Source organism: Paenibacillus lignilyticus, assembly GCF_017942085.1.
Lineage (GTDB): Bacteria > Bacillota > Bacilli > Paenibacillales > Paenibacillaceae > Paenibacillus_Z > Paenibacillus_Z lignilyticus.
This window is the reverse complement of the sequence record NZ_JAGKSP010000001.1, coordinates 1,075,423-1,091,701: the sequence shown is the minus strand read 5'-3', so window position 1 is coordinate 1,091,701 and position 16,279 is coordinate 1,075,423. Positions and strand designations below refer to the sequence as shown.

General features: G+C 50.5%; 12 protein-coding genes. 10 read left to right on the top strand and 2 right to left on the bottom strand.

Features of this window, described 5'->3' with window-relative positions:
• Window positions 1–477 precede the first annotated feature (477 nt).
• The 4 genes from I8J30_RS04655 (at window position 478) to I8J30_RS33540 (ending at window position 6,001) form a co-directional block, all read left to right on the top strand.
• Complete coding sequence (locus I8J30_RS04655) at window positions 478–2,049, top strand: ABC-F family ATP-binding cassette domain-containing protein (RefSeq protein ID WP_210655799.1); 1,572 nt, start codon at window positions 478–480, stop codon at window positions 2,047–2,049.
• A gap of 68 nt (window positions 2,050–2,117) precedes the next feature.
• Entirely contained in the window at window positions 2,118–2,543 is a 426-nt protein-coding gene (locus I8J30_RS04650) for a GNAT family N-acetyltransferase (RefSeq protein WP_210655797.1), read from the top strand.
• Between the two features lie 235 nt (window positions 2,544–2,778).
• Window positions 2,779–3,213, top strand: a complete 435-nt coding sequence (locus tag I8J30_RS04645) for a CAP domain-containing protein (protein WP_210655795.1) — start codon at window positions 2,779–2,781, stop codon at window positions 3,211–3,213.
• A gap of 307 nt (window positions 3,214–3,520) precedes the next feature.
• On the top strand, window positions 3,521–6,001 hold the full coding sequence (locus tag I8J30_RS33540) for a carbohydrate-binding protein (protein ID WP_210655793.1): 2,481 nt from the start codon (window positions 3,521–3,523) through the stop codon (window positions 5,999–6,001).
• Window positions 6,002–6,080: 79 nt separating this feature from the next.
• Here the strand turns inward: I8J30_RS33540 and I8J30_RS04635 are convergent, their stop codons facing one another.
• Window positions 6,081–6,509, bottom strand: coding sequence for a hypothetical protein (locus I8J30_RS04635; RefSeq protein ID WP_210655791.1), 429 nt, complete (start codon window positions 6,507–6,509; stop codon window positions 6,081–6,083).
• Window positions 6,510–6,693: 184 nt separating this feature from the next.
• Here I8J30_RS04635 and I8J30_RS33885 point away from each other — a divergent pair, with 184 nt between their 5' ends.
• From I8J30_RS33885 to I8J30_RS04605, 6 genes are all read left to right on the top strand, one after another.
• Window positions 6,694–7,608, top strand: a complete 915-nt coding sequence (locus I8J30_RS33885; RefSeq protein ID WP_210655789.1) for a YfiT family bacillithiol transferase — start codon at window positions 6,694–6,696, stop codon at window positions 7,606–7,608.
• 132 nt (window positions 7,609–7,740) lie between these two features.
• Window positions 7,741–9,513 carry a cache domain-containing sensor histidine kinase gene (locus tag I8J30_RS04625; protein ID WP_210655787.1) on the top strand — a complete coding sequence of 591 codons (1,773 nt, stop codon included), beginning with the start codon at window positions 7,741–7,743 and terminating at the stop codon, window positions 9,511–9,513.
• A gap of 30 nt (window positions 9,514–9,543) precedes the next feature.
• Window positions 9,544–11,163 carry a response regulator gene (locus tag I8J30_RS04620; RefSeq protein ID WP_210655785.1) on the top strand — a complete coding sequence of 540 codons (1,620 nt, stop codon included), beginning with the start codon at window positions 9,544–9,546 and terminating at the stop codon, window positions 11,161–11,163.
• 128 nt (window positions 11,164–11,291) lie between these two features.
• Entirely contained in the window at window positions 11,292–12,284 is a 993-nt protein-coding gene (locus tag I8J30_RS04615; RefSeq protein ID WP_240547775.1) for an ABC transporter permease, read from the top strand.
• A gap of 15 nt (window positions 12,285–12,299) precedes the next feature.
• The gene (locus tag I8J30_RS04610; RefSeq protein ID WP_240547774.1) at window positions 12,300–13,229 is read left to right on the top strand and encodes a carbohydrate ABC transporter permease; all 930 of its coding nucleotides are present in this window, start codon (window positions 12,300–12,302) and stop codon (window positions 13,227–13,229) included.
• 143 nt (window positions 13,230–13,372) lie between these two features.
• A complete protein-coding gene (locus tag I8J30_RS04605; RefSeq protein ID WP_210655782.1) occupies window positions 13,373–14,881 on the top strand; it encodes an ABC transporter substrate-binding protein in 1,509 nt (502 codons plus the stop codon).
• Between the two features lie 859 nt (window positions 14,882–15,740).
• Here I8J30_RS04605 and I8J30_RS04600 read toward each other — a convergent pair.
• Window positions 15,741–16,223: a hypothetical protein gene (locus I8J30_RS04600; RefSeq protein WP_210655780.1), complete on the bottom strand. Its 483-nt coding sequence runs from the start codon at window positions 16,221–16,223 to the stop codon at window positions 15,741–15,743.
• Window positions 16,224–16,279: the final 56 nt, after the last annotated feature.

The window sequence follows — 16,279 nt, the reverse complement described above, 5'->3', positions numbered from 1 at the left end:
TGCTAGCCAAACAGGGCGTTACCGCCTCTTGCGGGGAGAAATGCTGCATACCGCGCAACATTTCTCCAAGAATGAGGGCCAAATCTAGCAAATGTTGCAGATGCAGCAACATTCTCTTCAGCAGCCCAAAAACAGAGGCAGCGATGAAGTCAGAAGCGTGACTTCCTCGCTGCCTCTGTTTTTTTGTTATAAAGGGAAAGAACTGCTGCCTATTGAAATTAGCCCAATTCTATTCATTGTGATTTCATATCTTATAGCGGTCTTCATTTCATTGGCGATATGCTTCAGTGTGTTTCTGATTTATCGCAAGAGCAAAGCTATATTCTGGTGCCAGTGTATGGTACATGTTGGTGTGACGTTGTGGCTCATTCAGCTGGTAGATCATGCTGGCGCGACAGTTGCGAGGGTTTCGAGTTAATTCTGTGCCAACTAATGTTATAATCACCTAAGACTGACGGAATCAGAAGGGTGATAGTCATGAGCGTAATACGACTGGAAAATGTAACGAAGAAATATGAAGAGACGCTGATCTTTCGCAATATTTATTTTAAAGTCGCGCAAGGAGAACGAATCGGCCTAATTGGGCGTAATGGAGCGGGGAAGTCGACGGTTTTCAAGCTTATTATGGGACAAGAGGAGCCTACATCCGGAAATGTGGAAATAGATCCGCAGGTGCGAATCGGCTACTTCTCGCAATTCTCCGAAATGCACGGCAGCTTGTCCGTTCAACAGGAGCTGGAAAATTGCTTCGAGCAGGTCGCGCTGATCGAGCGCGAGCTGCAGGAGGTCGGGGAGAAGCTTGGTTTTGTCACCGATGATGGCGAAATGGAGCGGCTGCTTGCGAGACAGGCGGAGCTGTTCGAACAAATGGAGCATCTGGACGGCTGGAATGTGTCTGTTGAAATTAACACGGTGCTGACGAAGCTTGGCTTCAACGACAGGTCGCGCCATCAGCCGGTTGATGAACTGTCCGGAGGCTGGCGCAACCGTGCGGCACTTGCCAAGATGCTCATAGAGCAGCCCGATGTCGTATTGCTCGACGAACCGACAAACTACTTGGATATAGAAGGAATTGCGTGGCTGGAACAGTGGTTGTATCGCTTCAAAGGCGCCATGATCCTCATCTCGCATGATCGGCAATTTATCGATAAAGTGGTAACGCGCATGATTGAGATCGAAAACTATCATTTTCAAGAATACGAGGGCAACTACACGGATTATATTCGCAAGAAAAAGATGCGCAAGAAGGAGCTCGACCGGCAGTTCGAGTGGGAGGAAGAGCTGCTCCTGATGGAATCCGAAGCGATCGACAGCCGGGCAAGCCGCAAATCGTCGAAGGACCGCCTCTCCCGTCAGCTTGCTGATAATAAGAAACGGATCGAGCCGCATCCGGTTAACGTGCTGATTACGGATATTTACGAGAAGCTGCGTTTCCCGGACAAGCTGTGCGAAGTGAAAAATATTGGCCAATCCTATGAGGGACGGCAAATTTTCGAGCATGTCAGCTTTGATATACAGAAAGAAGATCGGCTGGTCATCGTTGGTCCTAACGGCAGCGGGAAGTCCACGATGATTAAGGTGCTCACAGGTCAGGAGAAACCTGAATCCGGCGAGGTAACGTGGGAGAAGGGCGTCAGCTACGCGTACTTCAACCGAATGTGGGAAGAACTCGATCCGAAGGATACGGTCAGCCATGCCGTGAACACTTACGGATTGGGCTTGGATGCTCCGCGCAAGAAGGTCAACAAATTCCTCTCGATGCTGCAGTTCTCGGAGATGGATTTAAGCAAGTTCATCGGCAATCTATCCGGCGGACAGAAAGCCCGCGTCGCACTGGCCAAATGCCTACTCTCCGGAGCAGCCGTCATTATCTTGGATGAGCCGACCAACCATCTGGACCTCACGAGCATTCAGGTGATGGAACAGGCATTGATCCATTTCCCGGGGGCGGTCATAACAGTCAGCCATGACCGGTTCTTTATCGATAAGATCGGTACGAAAATGCTGACGTTCAATCCGGCGGCAGGAATCAGCGTGCAGAATCTATAACCATAGGATAGGGCCGGACACTCCATGAAGCGATTCCGGCCTTCAGCTTAAGGGGGGATCGCAACGCAATGGAATTATTCATCTCAACAGCATCGGCTCATGCAGATGACAAAAGCTATGTTAGAAACAATATGTACGCCTTTAACAGAAATCATTTTCCCGAGGAGCTAAGAAGCAGGTATCAAGAGGTGAACGTGTTCTTGAAGGATGCTGACGGTCATATCTATGGCGGCTTAGTCGGTGAGATATGCTGGAATTGGCTGGAGATCCACTACCTGTATGTGGATGAGCAGCTGCGCCATGGCGGCTACGGAACGAAACTGCTTGATGAAGCAGAGCGGATTGCGAGGGAGAAAAAGTGTGATTTCAGCAAACTGGATACACTCAGCTTCCAAGCGCTGGACTTCTATAAGAAACAAGGCTACGAAACCTATGGGGTGATCCCGAATGCCGGCGGCTTCGAGCATTATTATTTAAAGAAGGACTTAAGCTAGCTAATAGCTAAGACCCGACATACAGAAACCAAGAAGACCGGGTACTCCTTAAGAGGAGCGCCCGGTCTTCTTCTTTGTATACAGTGTCACCATCAAGCGGCTATCCCTGGCTCCGCACCAAATCGGCTGCGACATATCAGATCCTGGCGAAATTCAGCGGAAAAGCAACTTGTCCAAACCAAATCGAATATTTACCATATATATACATTATCTACACGAAAGAGGAGGTCGAAATTTGACTGACACAAACAAAATCACAATTAAAGCAAACTCGTTTGAATTAGAGGTTGCTAGATTAACGAACTTAGAACGGACGCGAAGAGGGATACCTGCATTAACGCTGAGCTCCATTCTGTTCACTGCTGCAAGAGCTAAGTCGCAAGATATGAAAAACAATAGATTGCTTAGCCATAACTCGCCCCGATATGGCATGTTCCCGGGGATACTGAAATCTTATAGAATCAATCTAAATGCATATTTAGGAGAGAATATTTATGGCACGGTGAGCGGAGCAACATCTGCGCCACAAAGGGCAGTCGCATGGTGGATGGCCAGCCCAAGGCATAGAGAGGCTATTTTGAGTCGCGATTATACTCATTTAGGTGTCGGCTATGTATCAGGGAATGGGACTTGGTGGACGCAAGAGTTTTGGGGTCCAAATAGAGGATGAATTAACGCTAGAAGTAAGACCGCGCAAGGCGGTCTCTTTTTTTGTCTTCGATAGAAAGTTAATAATTTGCTAATAACATGTTAAAAAATTGCTTAGTCCACTATGGTACCTTTAAGATGCTGGGCTTCAATTGCCCAGATTTCCTCTCGCAGTTTCAAGAAAGCGCTTCAGTTGTACAGTCATCGACATCCAGATTCATCTTGCCTAATCTCTTTGAGATGGAGGTGGTGTGGAGAAGTGTGATCGGCTTTGATGAACGTAACGAAACGTTGGCTTATGAAAACATGTGAAAAGGAGACATGCAGCGATGTTCAGAAGAAAGTTGAGGCAAGGCATCCATGGTGCCATGGCATTTGCGCTCATTGCCGGCGGTTTGCTCGTGAATGAGGGGAAGTCCGAAGCGGCCCCGATTCCCGAAACGGTTGCATACAGCGCTTTTTCCTCCTTTGGTACAACGCAAGGAGCGGGAAATTGGTTCAATATGAAGAAGACAGGAAGCACGTATTCCTATCTCAGCGTCTATGATGCGACGGCCCCGGCCAAGTGGAAGGAAACTTCCGGTTATCCGTATGTAAGGGATTCCTTCTTTCACCCGGAGAACACCTATGATGCGGTGAAGAAATGGGTTGCGCCGCAGGCAGGCAACGTTGATATTACGGGCAATGTGCTCAAAGTGAATGCCAGCAGTAACGGCGTTGTCGCTAAGATTTTCAAGAATACGACGCAGCTCTGGAGCGCTACTGTGACGCCGTCAGCCGATGTCACGCCAAGCGGGGTATCGAATATTCATGTCGAGGCTGGGGATGCGCTGTATTTTGTCATCAATGCGAATGGCAATATGAACTTTGATGAAACGAATTGGTCGCCGGTCGTGACGATGACAACGGCCATAAAGATCGAGGCGGAGAGCTATAATTCGATGTCCGGGGTAACGGCGGCAACAACGACGGATACCGGAGGCGGCCAGCAGGTTGGCGGCTTTGATACGAACGATTATATGGTGTATAACAATGTGAATTTAAGCGGCGGCTACAAGACGCTTGAAGCCCGCGTTGCGGCAATAGCGACGGGCAATAAGTTCGAGGTTCGTCTCGACAGCCTGACGGGTCCGGTAATCAGCACATTTACAGTGGCCAATACGGACAGCTGGAATACGTTCGAGACGCAAACCTGGCCGATCACGGGCTCAGCAACGGGCACGCATAATCTATACGTGAAAGGGGTTTCGGGCTCCGGCATCGCGAATATCAATTGGATCCGGTTGACGAACAACAATTCGCGCGGTGCAACGATGCCTTTTACAACCTACGAGGCGGAAAACGGCACACTTGGCGGCGGCGCGACAACGAATAATGATGCGACGATGAAGAAGGAAGCCGCTTCCGGCAAAAGCTATGTGCACCTCGATGCAACGGGCGAGTCTGTCCAGTGGACGAATGTTCGCGATGCGAATCGGATGATCTTGCGGTACAGCATTCCGCAGAATACGAGCGGGACGCTGGCTCTCTATGTCAACGGCGTGAAACGTCAAGACTTATCGCTCACCTCTACGTTCAATTATGATACGGCGCCGGGAAATTCGTATGTACGAAGCTTTGACGATAAGGATTTTACGATTGATATCAATGCCGGGGATACGATCAAGCTGCAAAAGGATTCCGGCAACGGCCTCGCTTGGTACGGGATCGATCTGATTGATCTGGAGACGGCGGCGGCTCCGATTGCGATGCCGGCGAATTATATCTCCGTCAAATCGGCGCCATACAATGCGGCCGGCAATGGGATCGCGGATGATACGGCAGCCATACAAAGCGCGGTTAACGCCGCAGCTTCGGCTGGCAAGAACGTTTGGTTCCCTCCCGGAACCTATAACCAAAGCGATAAAATCGTTGTTCCGTCAGGCGTAAGCTTGAAGGGTGCCGGCATCTGGTATTCCCATTTGCATAGCACGGTTACCAATGGAATTTGGGGCGGCGAGGTAGGATTCACGCTTAACAATAATACGACGATCTCCGATCTTCGTATCAGCAGCGTGGATACGCAGCGGGATGCGCATTATGGCATTATCGTGCTCACTAATCCGGGTACGGGTTCTAACAATGTGCTGCAAAATCTGTGGGCAGAGCATATGGGCTGCTTGGAGGGCTGGACGGATTGGTCGAACTCGACCATTCAGAATGTACGGCTTTACAATACGTACTTCGACGGGATCCATTGGGGCGATGACGGGAACGCGGGTAACATCGCGCAGAACAACTTCATGCGTGGACTTGGCGATGATGGAGTTGCGCAGGTGAACCTGATGAACTTCCCGGGCGTCGCAAACAACAACATCGCGCAGTTCAACACGATTATCGCCAGCTACTGGGGACGCGGTATGTCCGACGTTGGCGGCAACAGCTTGATCTATCGCGATAACTACATCGACAGCACGTTCAACGCAGGCATGATCGTCACGACGGAGCCGGTTGAACCGACGAAACCTTCGTATACGATCAACGGCCTCAAATTCCAACGGAATACGATTAACAAAGCGGGTCATACCGGCCACAACCATGCAGGGATTCAGTTCTGGCTCTACGTGAACCCGATGCTTAATGTGCGAATCGAGCTCAACAATATAACCAATGGTGAGACCGAAGGCATTCATATCGACAACACGTCCTATGGGGACAGCGGCGGTCGAACGCAATTCAACTTCAACGTTGCTTCCGGCAATGCGCTGGCGAACTACACGAACGCAAATCCGTTGGTCGTGCCGGTGTTAAACGGGAATACAGGGTTCTAGCAATCCGAGGACATTGCAATGATATGTAAAGCGAAGGCAGTCGATCAACACCGATCGACTGCCTTTCCTTTGCCGTTGACTATCCGAAATAAGCGGAAGCGTTCAAGTTCTCCGGACCGACGCGAGCGATTCCTTCCGAGCGAGCGATTGCGAATAACGTGTAGGGTTGCAGCCCTGATACAGGAGCAGGAATATTATAATCGGAAGCAGAGAATCCAACCGTGTGTAGGCCGGAATCGAACGAGTGCTGGGATTTGTAGATAAGCGAATCGTCGATCGTAAGACCTCGTACCATGTAAAGCTCCAGCAGGAACCCTTGCGGAAAATCCGTTGGAAGCGCGACGCCTGCCATCCCCGTCAATTGAACCCGGATAATTCCCGGGGTATTGTGTGGAATATTCAGCCCTACCTGCCCAACGATGACGGGGGTATCGAGCGGGAAAGTATCAAACTCCGTGAGAACGACGGGAATATTGCTGGATGTTCGTGCATCGATAAGTTGTCCCACAGTATCACCTATTCCTTTTATACTAAACTATGCGGCATTGCTAGAAAAGGGTCGGGACGCATGCCTGCAGGAGCGTTAAAAGGATTCATTTTATCGTTGCTCGAATATCGTTGCTCGAATATAGTTGAGATGATTATGGCGGTGATAGAATCGTAATCCTCAGAAAAGGCGGGTAACCAAACCTATGGACGACATTCGCTTCCCAATCGGACCGTTTCAAGCGGCGCCGATTGCTACGCATGAAGAACGAGCAGCCCTCATCAAGGAGATTCCCAATATTGCCAAGGCATTGAGGAAGCTGGTTCGAAGCCTCGGCTCGGAACAACTGGACATTCCATACCGCGAAGACGGCTGGTCCGCAAGGCAAATCGTGCATCATCTGGCAGACAACGATATGAATGCATATTTGAGGTTCAAGCGCGCACTAACGGAGGAAGAGCCGCTCGGCGCGACGTATCGGGAGGATTTATGGGCGGAGCTGCATGATTATAGAGAGGTGCCGATTGAGGATGCGCTAGATTTACTGGAGTTGCTGCATCGGCGGTTTATGACGTTGCTCCAAGGATTGAAACCAGAGCAATTCAGCAGAAAACTACGCACGCTGGCGCTTGGGAGCATCACGCTGGATACAGCGCTGCAGCGGTTTGTTTGGCATAACCGCCATCATGCGGCGCAGATCGAATCGCTGTGGTTCCGCTTGAGCTGGAGCGGGTCAGCCGCGATCTGTTTCAACGCATCCGGCGAGCTACTCATGGTGATGCAAGGGAAGCCGCACGAGGAGAAAAGATGGTCTGTGCCGTCAGGAGGACGGGAAACGAACGAATCTTATGAGGACTGCTGCATCCGCGAGGTTTTCGAGGAGACTGGCTATCGCATTCAATTGGGGGCACAACTCCTATTGAAACACGATAGAATCGCCTATTTCCGTGGTGAGATAGTTGGAGGCGATCGGTGTATCCAAGATCCCGACGGACTGATCTATGATATCGCTTGGAAGTCGGCAGATGAGATCAGGGAGCTGGCGTTGTCTTTTGAAGAAGATCGCGAGCTGCTTATTCGATTCATAGAGGAACGCAGCGATGCAGGAAACGAGACCTAGAAACGGACTACCCTAATATTAGGTAAATAGAATGGGAGTACACTGCGAAAACCGGGATATTTTGTTGCCGCTTTCATTCGTGTAAGGTATGCTGATAGTGGGTTGAATGCTAGCAAATGAGGGTGGAATCCTATGCCATTTTGGCAATCCGTTCGTTTCAAGATCGTATTCGGCTTTCTCCTCATGACCGCACCGATGGTGCTCTTCCTTGTCTACAATAATATCTATGCGACAAAAGTCGTGCGTGATCAAATCTCGCTGCACTACAATAATTTGATGGAGCAGCAGGTGCAAAATAACGACGCGATCCTGCAGGAAACGATGCGCTATTTGTATCGCATGCAGGGCGACCCCAACATTCAATCGCTGCAGGAGCTGTCTCTGGCCGAAGAAGACTCGGACTATACGATGGTGAAGATGGAGCTGACGAGACGGTTCCTGCTCGATACCGGCTACTACAATAAAGTGGACACGTTCTTCGTTTATTCTCGGAAGGACGACGATATGTTCTTCGCTACGCAATACAGCTTCCATTTCGCGGAAGTGCAGTCCGCCCTGCAGGACTATACCACGAAACTAGCCTCCAAGGATTTACCGGAAGAGACGCAGCGCTGGGAGCGTTTCTCCATTCCGAACGACACCAATTATCTCATCAAAACCGTCGATCTGGGCTCGGGCGTTTACATTGGCGCACTTGTGCAGGTCGATCGATTAAATGAGGTCTTAAGCAAATTTGACGTTGGACCCGACGGCGCCGCGTTCGTCGTCGATCCGGCGGGCAACCCTTTAACGAACTCCCCGTTGCCTGTAGTAAAGGAATCCATCGTGCAGATGGATATTGTGGAGATGACCAAGCAAAACAGAACGACTTGGAATCAGAATCATTTTCTCGTCATCACGCAGCCTTCGGCCATATCGGATATCCACTACATGATCGTAATTCCGGAAACGTATATTTTGAAAAACCTCCCCTATTTCCAAAAGATGCTCTATATCTGGATTCCGCTAACCGTGGCCATCGTCTTATCCTTCTATTTGCTATTCCTCCAGCGCGTCATGTTTAAGCCGCTCGTTGCGCTCGTACGGGGCATGCGGAAGCTGGGTCAAGGCCAGTTCAACGTAAGGATGCCGGTTAACACCGATAACAGTGAATTCGCCTTTATGTCAGGGACATTCAACCAGATGGCCGAGCAAATCGAGAAGCTTAAGATTGACGTCTACGAGGAGCAGATTCGTGTCCAGAAGGCGGAGTACAAGCATCTGCAGATCCAGATTAATCCTCATTTCTACATGAACAGCTTGAACATTATTTATAATTTGGCCGCTTTGAAGGATTACAAGCTGGTTCAGAAAATGAGCCTGCACCTAGCGGACTACTTCCGTTTCGTCATGCTCGGCCATCGCGCCGTAGTTTCGCTTGAAGATGAGATTCGGCATATCGAGCATTATCTGGAGATCCAGAAAATCCGCTATGTGGCGAAGCTGGAATACGAAATCCAAATGATTCCGGAGCATGCGCCGGTGCCGATTGCGCCTTTATTGCTGCAGCCTTTTGTCGAGAACTCGGTCATTCACGGGTTTAATAAGAAGGTTCAAGACGGCATGCCTTTCCGCATCGGCATTTACTCGGAGCAGGATGAAGAGGACGCGGGCAGATTTATTAAACTAACTATCATTGACAATGGTCCGGGGTTTCCGGAAGCCGTTCTCGAGGGGCTGCAAACCGGCGTTGAGCTAGAAGGCTCCGGCGAGCATCACTTGGGAATCTGGAACATTCTGCGCCGCTTCCGAATGTTATACGGCCATGAAGGCGGCATTACATTCATGAACGGGAAGCCCGGAGGGGCTATCGTGCAAATGCGTCTCCCCCTAGAGAGGCCTAATACGTTCGAAGGCCATGAATAACGGTCAGACTTACGAAGGAGGGCGAAAATAATGGTCAGCATGCTTGTTGTGGATGATGAAATCTATGCGCTGAAAGGAATCGCACAAGGGATCGACTGGAGTGACTTGCCTATCCAGTCCATATGGGAAGCAGAGGATGTGTTTCAATCCATTCGGGTGCTGGAGGAGCATCCCGTGGATTTGGTGATATCCGATATCGAAATGCCCGGGATGAATGGACTGGAGCTTCTCCGCTGGATTCGGGACAACAAGCCGCAGACGCTGACGATATTCCTCACGGGACATGCCAGATTCGATTATGCGCAGGAGGCCATGCATAACGGCTGCTTTGACTACATCTTGAAGCCGGTCGATCACGATGATCTGAAGTCGATTGTGAAACGGGCGATCACCGAGATCGGGATGCGAAGAGAGAGACAGCAAATCGAACAATTGGTGGATGCGAACCGCAGACAGTGGACGAGCCAGCTTCCGATATTGGTGGAGCGCTTCTGGCAAGAGCTGCTGGCAGGCCGAGTGAGGCTGTCCCCGGAGCGGCTCCATCGGCAAATGGAATCCTATCAAATCCCGCTGACTGCAAGCAGCAAGGTTCTGCCGGTCCTGCTCAGCATCGAGCAATGGGACATTGAGCTGGATGCGCGGGATGAGAGCATCATGGAGTATGCGCTGCGCAAATCTGCCGCGGAGATCATCTTAGGGAACTGGCCGGGCACGGTGCTGCAGGACCGAAACGAACTCAATATGGCCCTTCTCTATTTGGACGAAAGCGAAATCGCCGATCGCGATCTGTTGCTTCGGCGATGCGCCGAGTACGTGCAGGCATGCCAGATCTATTTTCACTGCAGAGTTTCCTGTTATGTGGGAGAGGCGGCAGCTATCGGCGGACTGGCAGGCGCGCTTGAACGGTTGCAGCACTTGGAACGAGCCAATGTATCCGCGCCCCAATCCGTGCAGGATGCGGCAACACAAGCGGGAATTGAAACTGTCGGTACGGATACGGGGATTCCCATTCCTTCTTTCACCGATTGGGGGGCACTCCTCGATAATGGCGGACATGAACAGCTCGTCATCCAATTGGAAGAGACGTTAAAGCGCTGGCAGGTTGAGCAAGCAAGCCGCGAAGCGCTGGAGCTGTTTCACTATGGGTTCCTGAACATGCTGTATCGCGCAGCTTATCTCAAAGGGTTCTCGATCTACGATGTGTATACGGTTCAAGAACTGAAGGACATTCAAGCCGCGCGGAATTCGCAGCAGCTGATGATATGGGCCGGGAGAATGGTAACCAAGATGGGACAAGCGCTGGCAGAGCGTCCTCGCGATGCATCAGCCGTCATTGCGAAGGTGAAGGCATTCATTCAAGAGCATGTCCATACCGAACTGACGCGTGACGGCATCGCCGCGCATGTCTATCGCAATCCGGCTTATTTGTCACGCTTGTTCCGCAAGGAGACGGGGCTCTCCCTGTCGGACTATATGACGGAGCTGCGCATCGAACGAGCGAAGCATTTCCTGGTCGAGACGAATGATAAAGTCAGCAATATCGCAGAGGAAGTCGGCTATGTACACTTTTCTTATTTTGCCAAGCTGTTCAAGAAGATGACCGGATTATCCCCTCAAGATTATCGCAAGAAGCATCAAAACCTCCGCTAGTTCCCCACCTCGCCATTCTATTCCCCAAATGTCACTTGAGTGCTATGTGCGTCATCTCAGTAGATAGATGGAGTCGGTTCCCAACCTTTACAATGAATGTACAAGAGAACGAAAGGATGGTTATGGGGATGACTCCTTCAACGGAAGCCGCGGAAGTCGTAGCGAAGGCGAAGGCGCCTAAAACACGATCCAAGCAAAATATTGGCTACTGGAAAAGATTCGGAGCCTTCTATATTATGATGGCTCCCGCGCTGCTCGTGCTGTTGATGAACAATTACCTTCCGATGATCGGCTCTTTAATCGCTTTTAAACAAATCGAGTATACGTCGACCAGCTTCATTCGAAGTTTTCTGGAGAGCAAGTGGGTAGGGTGGGAGAACTTCAATTATCTGTTTAGTACGACCGATGCTTGGACGATCACCCGAAACACCCTTGCCTATAACGCGGTCTTTATCGTCTTGAACCTGGTAATCGGCGTTACGCTCGCTCTCCTCTTTAACGCCATGCGAAACCGAAGGTTGGCGAAGCTCCACCAAACGGCGATGTTTCTGCCTTATTTTCTGTCGATGGTTGTTATTTCCTATCTTGTATACGCTTTCTTAAATCCGGATATCGGGATCTTTAACAAAATCGTGCTTCCTGCGCTTGGGATTGAGCCAATCGATTGGTATACGGAGTCCAAGTGGTGGCCGTTCATTCTGCCCATCATTAATACTTGGAAAGGGATCGGTTATTATGCGGTCATCTTCCTCGCGGCCATTATAGGGATCGACAACGAGTATTATGAAGCGGCGACGATCGATGGGGCTTCCAGATGGCGCCAAATTTTCAGTATTACGCTGCCGCTGATCCGGCCGGTCATTATCATCCTTACCTTTCTCCAGATCGGTCGTATTTTCTACTCGGATTTCGGGTTGTTCTTCCAAGTTACTCGGAATTCAGGCATTCTCTACGACACGACGCTCGTCATTGATACTTACGTGTATCAAGGCTTTATCGTAAGCGGGGATATCGGGATGTCCTCTGCGGCGGGCTTGTACCAAGCAGTGGTCGGATTCGTACTGGTGCTGCTATCAAATCTGGTCATTCGTCGGATCAGCAGAGACGATGCCTTGTTCTAAGGAGGATTCATACGCATGGCGATGACGATGGTGACCAAACGGAAAAAGGGACTTCATGAAATATCCAACCTTTCGAATTTCTTTATCAACGGATTCTTCTGGATTTACACGCTGTTATGCGTGCTGCCGCTTCTGCTCGTCATTGCCGTTTCCTTCTCCGACGAGAACCTGGTTCTCGTTAACGGCTATAAGTTCTGGCCGGAGAAGTTCAGTGCATCCGCCTATGATTTTCTGCTGAGCGATTGGCAGAGCATCGTAAGATCGTATGGCACTTCGTTATTCGTTACGGTGGTCGGCACATTAATTGCGCTCACGATGATGTCGCTGTTCGCGTATCCGATTTCCAGACCGGACTTCAAGCATAGAAAAGTATTTTCCTTCATCATGTTCTTCACGCTGCTCTTCAATAGCGGATTGGTGCCTTTCTATTTACTGTACGCACAAGGGCTTCACATGCGGGATAACATCTGGGCGCTCATGATTCCGATGTTCGTTCAGCCGTTCTTCGTACTCGTGCTGCGCACCTTCTTTACGAACTCAGTTCCGCCTGCCCTGCTCGAATCAGCGAAGATTGACGGTTCAGGCGAATGGCGGATTTTCGCTCAAATCGTGCTCCCGCTCTCCTTGCCTGTATTGGCGACGGTTGGTTTGTTCTGTACGCTGAGCTATTGGAATGATTGGTTCCTTAGCTTATTGTTCATCAATCATGACACGTTGTACACGATTCAGTTCCGTATGTATCAGGCGCTGCTTGATATCACCTTCTTGAGTGCCAACTCGTCGGCGTACTCGGCGATTTTGGCTCAGAATCCGGATTACCAATTGCCCACAGAAACGGTGACGATGGCGATGGCGGTTGTCGGTATCGGTCCGATCGTGTTTGCTTACCCGTTCTTCCAGCGTTACTTCATCAAGGGATTGACCGTTGGTGCGATTAAGGGTTGAGGGAATGGAAGCAGGCGAGACGGCGGGCCGAGATGAAAACAGAGGTGCAGGCAGCAGACAGGCGGTTCTATTATTTTGGCTCGTTCCGGTTCAACCGGTTGAGTATACAGCGCACATCATCTTATAAAGGGAGGCACTACCGCATGTTCAAAGAAAAAAGCAAGCTGGGAAAAAGCATCTCTCTGATTTTGGGCGGAAGCCTTGTTTTATCCGTGGTACCGGTTGCCAGCGCCGCTGGTAGCAGCACGCTGGCACCTTACAAGCTTACCTTGTATTATCCGGGTTCCCCTGCCAAGGATGAAGCTCAGATCGAAGCAAAAATGAGCAGGTATCTGACTGGCAAAATCAATGCGACGATTGACCTCATTCCGATCGACTGGGGCCAATGGGACAGCAAGATGAACCTGCTGAAAGCAAGCCGCGAGCCGATGGACGTCATCTTCACGGCACAATGGAACGGCCATGCTAACGATGTGGCGAAGAAAGTGTTCCTTGCGCTCGACGATGCGAAAGGCCCGGCCGGCAATTTGCTTAGCAAATACGGAAAAGACATCACGAAGTCGCTCGATCCGGCATTCCTGGCAGGAGCCAAAGTGAACGGGCATAACTACGGCGTGCCGACTAACAAAGAGTTGGCCGCGCAAGGCGGCGTTATCTACCGCAAAGATATTGCCAGCAAGCTCGGCTTGACCGCTCAGCTGAATGCAGTGAAAACGGTAAATGACCTTGCTCCGATCTTGGCTAAAGTGAAAGCGAAAATGCCAAGCATGACGCCGCTGTTCCTGCGTGACGGCGAAACCTTCAACTCGCACTATTTCATTCAGCAGGATTACCTTGGCGATACGACGATTGAAGGTCTGATTCGCAAAGACGGCACGAGCACGAAGGTTATTACGCGCTTCGACGATAAGAAGTATATGGATCAATTGAGCGTGACCCGCAGCTTCTACAAGAAAGGCTACATCAACAGAGATGCGGCAACGACGCAATTGTCCGGGCAGGATGCGTTGAAGAAGGGCAATGTGTTCATGATCGTTGCTTCCTTGAAGCCGGGCAAAGATGCTGAGATGGCGATTGCAGCGAATTTGGCTGGTAAACTGCAGCAGATTAACATGACGGAGCGCACCGTATCGACGGGCGAAACCGCGGGCTCCATGCTGGGGATTTCCACTACTTCCAAGGATCCGGCACGCGCAATGATGTTCATCAACCTGCTCCACTCCGACAAATACTTGAATAACCTGCTTAACTTCGGTATTCAAGGCGAGCATTACGAGAAAGTATCGACCGAAATCATTAAGCCAGGTCCGAATGCAGCGAACTACAATCCGGGTGCGACTTGGATGTTCGGTAACCAATTCTTGAACTATGTTTGGAATACGGAAGCTCCGGACAAATGGGCACAGTTCAAAAAGTTCAACAAAGGCGCGAAACTGTCGCCGGCGCTAGGATTCACCTTTAATGCACAGCCGGTGAAATCGCAAGTAGCGGCCCTCGTTACCGTACGCAGCAAATACATCGCCGGTCTGGAAACAGGCGCAATCGACCCTTCCAAAGCGGCCGAGTTTCAGAAGAAAGAGAAAGCGAACGGGCTCGATAAAGTGCTCAAAGAGAAGCAAAAGCAATTGAACGCATTCCTTGCTGCGAAGTAATGTAGCAGGCGGAGTTGCTGGATTTGGAAACCCGCTGGGCCCTTCGGCCTGGCGGGTTTTCTTGTTGGGCAGGCATTAAGCGGATATGCCGCTTACAGCCTGCAGCCGAGGTCGATTGTTGCACCATAAGCGGATATATCGCTTAAGAAGTGGAACAACCGCCGAACCCCCCAGTAAACTCGTCTTTTCGGGGTGCTAAGAGTTCGAATATGAAACTCTCAGCACCGGGCGTTGGAGGAAATGAGGAGATTGGTTAGTTGATAGTACGATTTTGGAACTTTCAGCATCACATTTGCGCGTTTTCGCGTCTGAGAGTTCGAATATGAAACTCTCATCCCCAGGCGCAGGCGGAATGAGGGAGAAGGTTAGTTGAGAGTGCGATTTTCGATCTCTCAGCATCAATATTACGCGTTTCCGCGTCTGAGAGTTCGAATATGAAACTCTCAGCCTGAAACTCTCAGCCCCGGTTGTCGGTGGAAATGAGTGAGGCGGTTAGTTGAAAGTAGGCTTTTCCGACTCTCAGGCACCGCACGCAGGCAGAAATGGTAGTGGAGGATGGCCGAGAGTCGGTTTTCCCGACTCTCGGCTCCGTATATGAGTGTTTTCGCGGGTGAGAGTAGGCTTTTCCGACTCTCAGCATCACACGCAAGCGGAAATGGTAGAGGAGGAGAGGCGAGAGTCGGATTTCACCACTCTCGGCTCCATATATGAGTGTTTTCGCGGGTGAGAGTAGGCTTTTCCGACTCTCAGGCACTGCGCGCACACGCAACCATGGGAAACAGCCGAGGAGTCGCAACAAAAAAAAGGCCAGAGAACACGAAGCAGTGCTTCTGTTCAGTGGCCTTCTCTACAAAGAGCACTAAGTCGATCCGGCTGAAGCGATGCCGTTGAAGACGGCAGGGCCGATCAGGACGAGATCGAAGAAACCGTCTCTTGCAATAAACAGCGTGTAACGGATCTGTCCGGTTAACACATCGGCCGCAGGTGGGAAGTCGGCGGCAGTGATGCTGATTGGAAACAAAGCGCTCCAGAAGTGGATGTTAAATTGCTCACTTAGAATGGTGACGCCTGTTCCCGGAGTGCCATCGCCGCCTCGTTCGACGAAGAGAGAAACAACGGTTGGTTCCAGTGGGAGCTCCAATGTCGGCTCCACGGATGGCGCAAAATCAATAACAGCTGTTCCGGTCAAGGAAACGCGGACATTGTTCGTATTCAAGGGGACTGCAGCTCCAACTTGCAAGCCGATGTCTCCGATCAAGATTGCCAAATTGTCTAACGGCTCGTCTCCCCCAAAGTCGTTACGATGGATGGAAATACGAGAATCCAGAAATTGATTGGGCATATAATCACCTCCATTCAATACTATCATTCTATGAATATGCGGCAAAAATGGACTAG